Origin of the sequence: Pseudomonas sp. 20P_3.2_Bac5 (assembly GCF_025466035.1) — a bacterium.
GTDB lineage: Bacteria > Pseudomonadota > Gammaproteobacteria > Pseudomonadales > Pseudomonadaceae > Aquipseudomonas.
In genome coordinates, this window is the sequence record NZ_JANLOA010000010.1 from 12,130 (window position 1) to 22,150 (window position 10,021).

Sequence of the window (10,021 nt, forward strand, 5' to 3'; positions counted from 1 at the left end):
GCGTTCAGGCGCTGCGGCTATCAAGCGCCCGAACCACTGGCCTCGATCCGGATCCGGTCCGCTCGGCACTCACCGCGGTCAGTCGCCTGGCGGGGCAGGAATGCCTGGCCGATAACGCCCTTCAACGTGCGCTCGCCCTTGAAGTCCTTCGGCAGCGACACCCGGATCTCCTCCAGGTAGTCACCGCTGCAGATCAGCAGAAAATTATTGCCCACGTCTTTGCTGCCAAACTCATCGGCCAGTTTCGAATAGAACTGCTCCCTGGACACTTCTCCACCCACGTTGCCACGGATGTATTCACCGGCCTGGGAGTCATTGAAGGATTTCAGCAAGTCCACCGCGAACCGGAAGTACGCGTCATCGGTCATGGCCGTCTGGCACACGCCGTGTTTCTTCCATTCGTAGTTGCCGAACTGCGTGCCGTAATGAAAGTTCGGCATCCACGGCGTGATGTAGTCCACGGTGTCGGCGGTCAGATCGAGGTCGGCGCCGTCGCATTTGCCGTAGTCAATCCCGCATTCCTGCTTGTTCGGCCACAGCCCGTGCAAGGTGAAGTGGTTGACCGTCAGCGCGCCGTCTTTCATGGCCTCGCACTCCGGTTTCGCCGGGCCGCCCTGGTCATGCTCGCAAAAGCCCGGCTGCCAGGTCACGGCGAGCACATAGCTGTCGTATTGGTCGGGAATCCGGCACGCCTGCGATCCCGCTTCGGAGATCACCAGCCCGTCGACCTGGCCACAGTCGGCGGAAACCCAGCGCAGGTCGTTCTTCCCCGCGCCGACCTTGACCCTGATCCACTGGTACTGCTCGCGGTTGACCTCGGCGATCTGGTAGGTCTGCCCCGGCTCGACGGAAAGGTCGCCAGGGTTGGTCCTGTTCTTGAACGATTGAAAGGCTTCGCAGCGCTGCGAGACGGAAAAGGTGCCCGCGCTGGTTTCCACGGCCAGGGCGTTATCGACGTTGACGAAGGTGAGCAAGGTTGCGAGGGCGAGTAAGGCCAGACGATCCATGGTTAGGTCCTGTGTCAGCAAACGGGTGCCTGTTGACGCGGGAGATTACCGTAGTCGTGGCCTGATGGCGCGGAGAAACCAAGGGGAAAAGGGGTGTGCCCGAGAGCAGTGTTTGCTGCTCCGGGCGGTGTCCTGACTCAACCGAACTGGAGGAATTCCACGCAACTGCGGTTGAACAACGTCCGGTGCTCGACCTGCACCCAGTGTCCGCACTGGTTCAGCACGATAAAGCGTGCCTTGGTTGCGCCATCGATGATGCGCTGGGCGCCGCTGACCGGGTTGAAGTTGTCGTTGCTGCCCCAGAAACCGAGGATCGGGCACTGGATCTCGCCCAGCCGGCTTTCCATGTTCGGCACCATCATGGTGCTGAACAGGTTTTTCGGCTGAGTCACTGCCACCGCCACCCGTTCCTGCAGCAGGTCTTCCGGCAGGATTGAAGGGTCGAACAGTTGCAGGCTCATCATGCTGCGCATTTCTTCCATGCCGATCGGGCCGGCATTGAACAGGCTGACCATGCGCAGGATGCCCGGCATCTGGAAGTAGGTTTCGCGCTCTTCGACGCCGCCTGGCGCCAGCAGGATGAGTTTTTCCGCCAGCTCCGGGTGACGCAGAGCCAGGCCCAGGGCGATGGCGCCGCCCAGCGAGTTGCCGAGCAGGGTGCAGCGACTGACGCCGATCTGCTGCAGGAACGTCCCCACGCAATCGACGAAGAAATCCAGGTTGTACTGCACGTCATCAGGCTTGTCGGAGCGGCCGAAGCCGGGCAGGTCGAGGAGGATGTTGCGGTAGCCGGCGGCGACAAAGTCCGGCGCGTTGCCTTTGAAGTTGCTGTAGCCGCTGGCACCCGGGCCGCTGCCATGCAGCCAGAGCACCACGGGACCTTCGCCCTGGTCCAGGTAGTGCAGGCGCAGCCCGCCGGGCAGGGTCTGGTAATGGCCGACGGGCAAGGGCAGGTCTACGGATTGGTTCATGAGGTTCTCCAGGTCTGCGGATGGACGCGCAGACCGGCCGGGTGTGGTGGATGAGCGAAGGGGTAAGCCACACCCGGCCAGTGTGCGCCAGGGGATGCTCGGCCCTGCGCGGCGTCGCCACATCGTCCGTTCAGACCACATGGCCCGACGGCGGCGCTAGTCCTGTTGGACGATGTTCGCCCCGGGCGCCGGGCCAATCATGCCGGGGAGGGCTCGCTGTCTGCGGGTCGCGTCGAACATTCCAAGGAGAACGCTATGAAGCTGCAGAACAAGGTGGCCTTTGTCACCGGCGCCGGGCAGGGCATGGGCCAGGCCATCGTGCGCCGGTTCGTCGCCGAAGGGGCGAAAGTGGTGGCGGTGGACCTCGATCAACAGGCCCTGGCCGCCAGCCTGGCGGACCTCGGCGAGAACGTCCTGGCGCTGTCCTGCAACGTCGCCGACAGCGCGTCGGTGGCCGATGCGATGGGCCAGGTCGAGGCGCGTTTCGGCGGCCTCGATATCGTGGTCAACAACGCCGGCGTCGGCGCCCTCGACAGCTTTCTCGATACCCCCGACGAAAGCTGGGCGCGGGTCATCAACGTCAACCTCGGCGGCACCTTCCTGTGTGCCCGCGAAGGCGCGCGGCTGATGCTCAAGGGCAAGCGCCAGGGCGCGATCATCAACCTCTCCAGCACCGCCGCGCTGACCGGCGAAGGCCCCAGCCATTACTGCGCGTCGAAGGCCGCGGTGATGGGGCTGACCCGCTCCATCGCCCGCGAACTCGCGGCCAGCGGCATCCGCGTCAACACCCTGGTGCCGGGCCCGACCAACACGCCGATGATGGCCGGCATCCCTGATGAACACATGCAGGCGCTGCTCAAGAACGTACCGTTGGGGCGCATGTGCGAAACCGACGAGATCGCCCGGGTGGCGGTGTTCCTGGCCAGCGAAGACGCCAGTTTCATGACCGGCCAGAACATCGCCGTCAACGGCGGCATGGCCTTTATCTGAGGAGTTTCCATGAGCAAGCGTCTGCAAGGAAAAATCGCCTTCGTTACCGGTGCCGGCTCCGGCATCGGTGAAGCCACCGCCCTGCGTTTCGCCGAGGAAGGCGCCACCGTGGTGCTTTGCGGGCGGCGTCCCGAACCACTGCAGGATCTCCAGGAACGAATCCAGGCACTGGGCGGCCAGGCCGAAGTCGCGGTGGCCGATGTCAGCGACGAGCACGCTTATGTCGCCGCGCTGGAAGCCACGGCCAAGCGCCATGGCCGCCTGGACATTCTGGTCAACAACGCCATGGCCTACACCTGGGGCGGCATCGACAGCATGACCACCGCCGACTGGCACGCCAACTTCAGCACCACGGTGGACGGCACCTTCTGGGGCACCCGCACCGCCATGCGCCTGATGCAGGCCAATGGCGGCGGCGCCATCGTCAACATCGCCTCGATCTGCGGCCTGTTCGGCACCGCCTGGATGGCCGGTTACTCGGCGGCCAAGGCGGCAGTGATCAACTTCAGCCGCGCCGCTGCCAGCGAAGGCGCGCCGCACAAGGTGCGTTGCAACGTGGTCATCCCCGGCGTGGTCGACACCCCGGCCACCGCCGGCATGCTCAGCGATGCCCGGACCCGCGCCAATACCGAGAAGGTCATCCCGATGAAACGGGTCGGCCTGCCGGTGGAGCTGGCCAACGCCATCCTGTTCCTCGCCAGCGACGAAGCGTCCTATGTCACCGGCGCGAGCCTGAGCGTGGACGGCGGGCGCAGCTCCGACCTGTACACGGTGCTGGAATGAGCCAGGACGACGCCTCGCTGCTGCAGCGCATCGACCGCCTGGAATCGCTCGACGCCATCCGCCAGTTGGCCGGCAAGTACGCGCTGGCGCTGGACATGCGCGACATGGACGCCATGGCCAACTGCTTCGCCGCCGACGTGCGGGTGGGCCGCGACAAGAGCGGCCGCGCGCACCTCAAGGCGTGGCTGGACGAAACCATGCGCAAGCAGTTTCACGGCACCTCGCACCACCTGGGCCAGCACATCATCGAATTCAGCGACCCGGACCATGCCACCGGCGTGGTCTATTCGAAGAACGAGCATGAGACCGGGCCCGAGTGGGTGATCATGCAGATGCTCTACTGGGACGATTACGAGCGCATCGACGGACGCTGGTGCTTCCGCCGTCGGCTGCCGTGCTACTGGTACGCCACCGACCTCAACAAACCACCGATCGGCGGCCTGAAAATGCGCTGGCCGGGGCGTGAACCCTATGCCGGCACCTTCCATGAACTGTTCCCGTCGTGGGACGGGTTCTGGGCCAACCGGCCGGACAAGGACGCCTTGCCACAGATCGCCGAGCCAGCGCCGCTGGAGGGGTTCTTGCAGACAATGCGACGGGGGGCGGGGGACCCGAAGATTCGGGTGCGGTGAGAGAAGAGCAGAAAAGCCGTCGCTGGCTTGCCAGCGATGGCCATGGGCACCTACACAATCTATGCATGTGTCAGCCGACATGCCTTCAGCGCCCTTGAGATCGAGCGCCGCCCGTGCGGCGCATCGCGAGCAAGCTCGCTCCTACATCGGTTGCAACGTACCTATGCCTGTCAGGCCATGGTTGAACGCCTTGTTTGTACGATGCGGTATCGAGTCGACTTCAACAGCCTCCCCGCGATTCATCGCCAAGCGCCAAGGGCGGGCAACACCTCTCTGTCAGGCCATGGCACGTTGCAACCGATGTAGGAGCGAGCTTGTCGGGGCGCCGAACCGTCGCGATGCGCCGCGCGGGCGGCGCTCGATCTTGAAAGCGCTGAAAACCGAACCTGTGGGAGCCGGTCTTGCCGGCGATGAGGCCAGCCGAGGCAACGCTGTTGCCAGGGCGGGCGCCATCGCTGCATGGGTATCTACACTCTTTTCGATCATGTGGTGACTGGAAGGCGCTTGTCATAAGACCAAATAATGGCCACCAAGACCCAGGAGGCCACGTTGCAGTTGCCTCCTGGATTTCCACACCGCTACCTGCGCATCTCCCGCGGCATCCCCAGCGCCCGCTCGGCAATTACATTGCGCTGGATTTCGTTGCTGCCGCCGTAAATGGTGTCCGACCGGGTAAACAGGAACAGCGACTGCAACCGGCTCAACTCATAAGGCGCGCCGTCGAGAACCTCCGCTTGCGGTCCCAGCACATCCATCGCCAACTTGCCCAGTTCGGCATGCCAGGTGGACCAGGCCAATTTGTAGATCATTGCTTCGCGCGCCAGGCTGCCGTCCTGCGGACCGGAGAGCATGCGCAGCGAGTTGTAGCGCAGTACTTTGAGCCCGGCCCAGGCGCGGGCGATGCGCTGGCGCAGCAACGGATCGCGGCTGGCGCCGTTGTCGCGGGCGATGCGAATGACCTCGTCCAGTTCGTTGTGGAACTGCATCTGCTGGCCAAGGGTGGAGACGCCGCGCTCGAACCCGAGCAGGGCCATGGCGATCTTCCAGCCATCGCCGGGCTCGCCGACCAGGTTGGCGATCGAGGTCCGCGCCTGGTCGAAGAACACTTCGTTGAACTCGCTGGTGCCGGTGAGTTGCTGGATTGGCTGCACGCGAATCTGTTCCTGGGCCATCGGCACCAGCAGGAACGACAGCCCGTGATGACCTCTGCTGCCCGGTTCGGTTCGGGCCAGCACAAAGCACCAATCGGCTTCGTGGGCCAGCGAGGTCCAGACTTTCTGCCCGCTGATCAGCCAGTACTCGCCGCTGTCGTCGAGGCGCGCGCGGGTCTGCACATTGGCGAGGTCCGAGCCGGCGCCGGGCTCGGAATACCCCTGGCACCAGAACTCACGGCCGCTGAGGATGCCTGGCAGCAGCCGGCGTTTCTGATCAGTGTTGCCGAAGGCGGCGAGGGTCGGGCCGACCAGCCCTTCGCCGATATGGCCCATGCGTCCGGGGCCGCCGGCGCGGGCATATTCTTCGTGGAAGATCACTTGCTGGCTGATGCTCAGGCCGCGACCACCGTGTTCGGTGGCCCAGCCGACGCCGGTCCAACCGCCCGCGGCGAGTTCGCGTTCCCAGGCTTTGCGTTGCTCCGGAAAGCTGTGCTCGTCGCCCGGCCCGCCGCGAAAACGCAGGGGCTCGAACTCGCCGCGCAGGTGTTCGGCCATCCACTGGGCGACGTCTTTGCGGAAGGCTTCGTCCGCGCTGTTGAATCCGATCTTCATGGGCGTTGCTCCAGGAGTTGCGCGGCCAGGCGCTCGGCGTGCCAGGCCGGGGTGCCAAGCCACTGTTCGCCGGCCCGGGCGCGTTTGAAATACAGGTGCGGGTCGTATTCCCAGGTGAAGCCGACCCCGCCATGCAACTGGATGGACTCGGCCGCGCAATGGAAGAAGGTTTCGCTGGCGTGCAGCTTCGCCGTGGCGGCGGCGGCGAGCAGTTCACTGGCCAGCGCCGGGTCGCCCTCGACGGCAAGACGTTCGCCGGCGACACAGGCGGCGTACCAGAACGCCGAGCGTGCGCACTCGACTTGCAACATCATGTCGGCGCAGCGGTGCTTGATCGCCTGAAAGCTGGCGATAGGGCGGTTGAATTGCTTGCGTTCGGCGACGTAGGCCAGGGTCAGGTCCAGCACCTGCTGGGCGCCGCCGGTCTGTTCCGCCGCGAGGCCAATGGCGGCGATGCTCAGCACATCGCGCAACAGCGGCCAACCCTGGCCGGCGACGCCGAGCAACTGGGCATCAGCGGCGCGCACGCCATGCAGTTCGACCCGTGCCAGGCGGCGGGTCTGGTCGAGGGTGGGCAGGGCGTTGCGAATGATGCCCGGGGTATCGGCGGGCAGGGCGAACAAGCTGATGCCGTGTTCGCCCTGGCTGCCCGGTTCACGGGTGGCGACGATCAGCAGGTCAGCCAGCGCGCCGTCGAGTACCTGCGCGCAAAGCCCATCGAGGACATAGCCGCCGGCTTCGGCGCGGGCCGTGATCCGCACGCTGTCGGCGTCCATGCCCGCACCCCACGCCAGGGTGGCGCGGGTGTCACCAGCGGCGATCGCGCCGAGCCAGTGGGCCTGCAACGGTGGGTTATCGGCCAGCAGCAGGGCCGGGGTCGCCAGGCACGCGGTGGCGAACAGCGGCGAGCCGAGCAGGAAACGCCCGCACTGTTCCTGCAACACGGCCAACTCGACGAACCCCAGGCCCATGCCGCCGTACGCTTCCGGCACCATCAGCGCCGGCCAGTACAGCTCCTGAGCGATGCGCTGCCACAGCGCCGGGTCATAGTCATCGACACGCGCCATGCCCGCGCGTACGGCGGACGAGTCGCTGGCCTGGGCCAGAAAGCGCTCGGCGCTGTCGCGGATCATCAACTGCTCTTCGGTAAAGGCGAACTCCATGAGGACGGATCTCTGCGGGACGAAAGGATGCCGCAGTCTAGGGGTGGCGCTTTTACGGGCGAATCATTGAAACGGACTAGGCGCTTTGTGAAGTACGGTGATGGCGTTCCGCGGGTGTTGAACAGGCACCGCTACTAATGTGGGCCTTATGAAGTTTCAGTGTCCTCAAGTTATTTGCTGCAAGAAAAATCATTACGATGACAGTCGCCCGGTATTCCGACAACTGACAAAAATGCCAGGTAGCGTGCCGGCCATATTATTACCAAAAATTCTAAATATCAGAAGTTTGCCGGGCTAGGCTGAAACAAGCAGCGTCGCCATCAAAGTAGTTACTCTTTTCGTATGATTAACGAGGTGCGTCATGGAACGTGTCGAACCCACTGTATTTTTTAATCAGCGGCCTTTGAAAAATGATTTGGTAAATGGAATGCAAGCCAGCATAGAGTTTGCCCAGTCCATAATCATACCCTCGCAGTCGACGTCATTACCGGGTGACAAGAAGCCGAGGCTGGTTGCGCTCAGGAATACGCTGGTGATGTTCAGGCCAATAGGCACTGCTATCGATTTTAAAGAAGGAATTATAATGAAGGTCCTTCTCGAGAATAATCCATTGTATTCGGTCAAACTGCATGACTTCATGGCGAGACCAACAATGGCCGGGAAAGTTGAAGGGTTTGGTCAGGCGGATTTCATCGAGCCAGGGCAGTATGATCGGCTCATCGAAACCCAGGCAGAAATCGATTTGATCGCGCATGATCCTGAAGCTAGCCACTTCAAGACACTGCTCTCGACGCACAATACCCTGAACGTGAAACTTGCAAATGAACGTTGGGCTTCGGACTTCTATCTGCCAGGACACTCCACGTCACTGAAGGGTAAAAAGATAGTGTTTCACTCCGATGCGGTGTTTGAATCGCGGGTGCATTATGGTGGAAGTACGGTGCGCTTGAGAAGAGGCGAGACGTTGGTTTTTTTCAACAGACAGGGCGTGTGGGGGGAACGAATCGATCTTGAGTTTCAAACCATCGATTACGCGCCTGACCTCCGGAGCTGCATTATTCCCTGGCAGCATGTAAAACCCGGGATCACGCTACGCTTTGACGCCGCTAATATTAGCGGGTCGTACAACTCTATCAATATTGGCGCGCCAAGCGAACTTCTGCTGAATACGATCGATATTGGCATGTTGACACCCAATAACGATGTGTTTTCATCCCGCTTCAGCGCTGAACTTCAGCGTCAGTATTTTCAGCAGACGCCCATCAGCCGGCTGGTGGTCAACCAATATGAACCGGTGTATTGGAAGGAAATAAAGTTGCCCAGTGGCGAGGTGATAAGTGGCGCCTCCACCGATAAAGGCGATGTTCATAACGGTGACCTCAGGCAGTACACGGGAAAAGAACTGATTTCCCTGGGCATCAATAATGCCAGCTACGGCATTCACAGTTCACCGGGTTCGGGAGAGGATGGCCTGAATAAACATTTTGCGGCGGCGCAATTCACGGCGCACACGTCTGTCGGTAATTACAGTAATGGTCGGGTTGTCCATGGTCTGTCGGGCGGCGGCAGTATCGTGACGCTGGTCGATTGCGTGGGCAATGAATTCAGCCATGAGCTGGGTCATAACTACGGGATCGGTCATTACCCTGAGAAGTTCACCGGGTCGGTACACCGTTCTTCTGAAGCAATCAATTCAAGCTGGGGCTGGGATAGTAACAAACATTACTTCATCCCTAATTTCGAAAAATCATGCTTCAACCTGCCTACCTGTTATGAAGGTACATGCCAAGCGCCGTTTCACGGGCATAGCTTCGGCACCGACACCATGGCGGGTGGGTTCCCGATGTGTACGCCGACTAATGGCTATACACTTTGCACACCGCATACCCACCATCACATCCAGCAGTTTATGGAAAGCAAGGCGATCTTTGATAAAACCTCCAGTACCGGCTACCTGAAGTGGAATGAAACATCAAAAAAACTGGAGGAATGGGGTGAGTTCCATAGTGCTGCCGCTGACGAGTTTGATTTGAGTTCCATGACACGGTTGCTCAACGACTACCGACTGGTTGAAATACCCTTGTACGATAACCACCACGCACATGACGTATTCATTCCGGCCGCGGCGGCCGCCAATAAGTCCAAAGGCATACACGTTGTGCATTACGCGAGTTGGGGCGCCACGTTGCGTATAAATGGCACCTCCGTGCCGCTGGTCAGAGGGACGGTATTGAATTACGAGTCCAACGGCTCGACGTGGGTCGAGGTCAAGGACTTCTCTTTCAATGTTGTCCGCAAGCCTGCCCAACAGGGCATCCCGGTCACAACGCTGCTTGGCTACTATGACCCTCGGGCCGGATACAACAACTATATATTTCCTGCACTTCATTGCGCGTACGGGAACAGTTATTCGGCGGATCGGGACGTCGAGATAAATGCGGCCAAGTGTTATCTGGAAGTCAGGAACGCTAATAACCAGACGCTGAAGTTCGTGCTGAGGTCATCCCGTGTACAAGCCACCACACCGAACCGGTTCCATGTGAACGTCCCCTCATCCTTTTCGCCGACCAAGGCCGCTCTCTATCGAGATGGCGGTTCAGTGTGGTCAAGGAACCTCAACCCGCCCAACGGAAACACGCGCGTCACGATCACCGGGCGACAGTAGCCGTGTTCGACCTGGCGGGTTGTAGATGAGCATTTCGACGGGGC

General features: G+C 61.6%; 8 protein-coding genes. 4 read left to right on the forward strand and 4 right to left on the reverse strand.

All coding sequences use genetic code 11. From position 1 onward, the window contains the following. Window positions 1–20: 20 nt before the first annotated feature. Both NTD88_RS01590 and NTD88_RS01595 read right to left on the reverse strand, forming a co-directional pair. On the reverse strand, window positions 21–1,007 hold the full coding sequence (locus NTD88_RS01590; RefSeq protein ID WP_262155900.1) for a ribonuclease T2 family protein: 987 nt from the start codon (window positions 1,005–1,007) through the stop codon (window positions 21–23). A gap of 137 nt (window positions 1,008–1,144) precedes the next feature. After that, window positions 1,145–1,978, reverse strand: coding sequence for an alpha/beta fold hydrolase (locus NTD88_RS01595; protein WP_262155898.1), 834 nt, complete (start codon window positions 1,976–1,978; stop codon window positions 1,145–1,147). A 255-nt stretch (window positions 1,979–2,233) separates the two neighbouring features. Between NTD88_RS01595 and NTD88_RS01600 the strand changes: the two genes are divergently transcribed. The 3 genes from NTD88_RS01600 to NTD88_RS01610 are packed head-to-tail and all read left to right on the forward strand — an operon-like array spanning window position 2,234 to window position 4,383. Continuing rightward, complete coding sequence (locus NTD88_RS01600; RefSeq protein ID WP_095158412.1) at window positions 2,234–2,968, forward strand: SDR family NAD(P)-dependent oxidoreductase; 735 nt, start codon at window positions 2,234–2,236, stop codon at window positions 2,966–2,968. Window positions 2,969–2,977: 9 nt separating this feature from the next. Further along, window positions 2,978–3,751, forward strand: coding sequence for an SDR family NAD(P)-dependent oxidoreductase (locus NTD88_RS01605; protein WP_262155896.1), 774 nt, complete (start codon window positions 2,978–2,980; stop codon window positions 3,749–3,751). Next, the gene (locus tag NTD88_RS01610; RefSeq protein ID WP_095158414.1) at window positions 3,748–4,383 is read left to right on the forward strand and encodes a nuclear transport factor 2 family protein; all 636 of its coding nucleotides are present in this window, start codon (window positions 3,748–3,750) and stop codon (window positions 4,381–4,383) included. Before NTD88_RS01605 ends, NTD88_RS01610 begins: the two co-directional genes overlap by 4 nt. Window positions 4,384–4,961: 578 nt before the next feature. Here NTD88_RS01610 and NTD88_RS01615 read toward each other — a convergent pair. Next, window positions 4,962–6,149 carry an acyl-CoA dehydrogenase family protein gene (locus NTD88_RS01615; RefSeq protein ID WP_262155894.1) on the reverse strand — a complete coding sequence of 396 codons (1,188 nt, stop codon included), beginning with the start codon at window positions 6,147–6,149 and terminating at the stop codon, window positions 4,962–4,964. Next, complete coding sequence (locus tag NTD88_RS01620; protein WP_262155893.1) at window positions 6,146–7,312, reverse strand: acyl-CoA dehydrogenase family protein; 1,167 nt, start codon at window positions 7,310–7,312, stop codon at window positions 6,146–6,148. Before NTD88_RS01620 ends, NTD88_RS01615 begins: the two co-directional genes overlap by 4 nt. Before the next feature lie 361 nt (window positions 7,313–7,673). Between NTD88_RS01620 and NTD88_RS01625 the strand changes: the two genes are divergently transcribed. Further along, window positions 7,674–9,977 carry a M66 family metalloprotease gene (locus tag NTD88_RS01625; RefSeq protein ID WP_262155892.1) on the forward strand — a complete coding sequence of 768 codons (2,304 nt, stop codon included), beginning with the start codon at window positions 7,674–7,676 and terminating at the stop codon, window positions 9,975–9,977. Window positions 9,978–10,021: the final 44 nt, after the last annotated feature.

Bases quoted from the DNA above. Each gene is read 5' to 3' on its own strand.
- NTD88_RS01590 (WP_262155900.1), bottom strand. From the start codon at position 1,007: ATGGATCGTCTGGCCTTACTCGCCCTCGCAACCTTGCTCACCTTCGTC.
- NTD88_RS01595 (WP_262155898.1), bottom strand. From the start codon at position 1,978: ATGAACCAATCCGTAGACCTGCCCTTGCCCGTCGGCCATTACCAGACC.
- NTD88_RS01600 (WP_095158412.1), top strand. From the start codon at position 2,234: ATGAAGCTGCAGAACAAGGTGGCCTTTGTCACCGGCGCCGGGCAGGGC.
- NTD88_RS01605 (WP_262155896.1), top strand. From the start codon at position 2,978: ATGAGCAAGCGTCTGCAAGGAAAAATCGCCTTCGTTACCGGTGCCGGC.
- NTD88_RS01610 (WP_095158414.1), top strand. From the start codon at position 3,748: ATGAGCCAGGACGACGCCTCGCTGCTGCAGCGCATCGACCGCCTGGAA.
- NTD88_RS01615 (WP_262155894.1), bottom strand. From the start codon at position 6,149: ATGAAGATCGGATTCAACAGCGCGGACGAAGCCTTCCGCAAAGACGTC.
- NTD88_RS01620 (WP_262155893.1), bottom strand. From the start codon at position 7,312: ATGGAGTTCGCCTTTACCGAAGAGCAGTTGATGATCCGCGACAGCGCC.
- NTD88_RS01625 (WP_262155892.1), top strand. From the start codon at position 7,674: ATGGAACGTGTCGAACCCACTGTATTTTTTAATCAGCGGCCTTTGAAA.